This window comes from Kocuria cellulosilytica (assembly GCF_040981245.1).
Lineage (GTDB): Bacteria > Actinomycetota > Actinomycetes > Actinomycetales > Micrococcaceae > Kocuria > Kocuria cellulosilytica.
The window spans coordinates 1-598 of the sequence record NZ_JAVFWZ010000078.1 but is presented as its reverse complement, the minus strand read 5'-3'; the positions used below and the strand labels follow the sequence as shown (position 1 = coordinate 598).

Genomic DNA, 598 nt, shown 5'->3' with positions numbered 1-598 from the left:
ACCACAGCTGCCGCTGCCGGGAGGTGCCGTGCGTGAACGCCTCGGGGTTCACCCGGCCCTGCGTGGTGGCCTGGATGCGGTCGTCGCCGATGACCTCGGCCGCGTCGAGCGCCTGCTCGAGCTGCTCGGGCGTGATCTCCGCCAGGTCGACCACCCCCGAGGTGTCGCCGGAGGCGCCGCGCGCCCAGAGCCCGGCGAAGCAGTCGGCCTGCAGCTCGACCCGCACGGCCCCGGACTCCGGTCCCTGCGGGTCCTGCTGGGCGTGGCCCAGGGTGCCGATCTGGTGCTGGATGTGGTGGCCGAACTCGTGGGCGAGCACGTACTCCTCGGCCAGCGGGCCGCCCTCCGCGCCGAACTGGGACTGCAGCTCGTCGAAGAACCCCACGTCGAGCCACACGGTCCGGTCGGCGGGGCAGTAGAAGGGGCCCACCGCCGCCGACGCGGTCCCGCAGGCGGTCGAGTCCCGGCCCTGGTACAGCTCCAGGCCGGGCAGCACGTAGCGCTCCCCGGCGGCCTGCGGCAGGTAGCCCTCCCAGAACTGGTCGAGGCACTGGGCGGTCGCGATCATCCGGCAGTCGCTGTAGCGGTTGGCGTCCGC

1 protein-coding gene is annotated in these 598 nt (G+C 73.9%); it reads right to left on the bottom strand.

Annotated features, from left to right (window positions below):
• The coding region (gene ypfJ, locus RCG67_RS17075) for a KPN_02809 family neutral zinc metallopeptidase (protein WP_368827992.1) at positions 1–598 on the bottom strand (598 nt) is incomplete at both ends.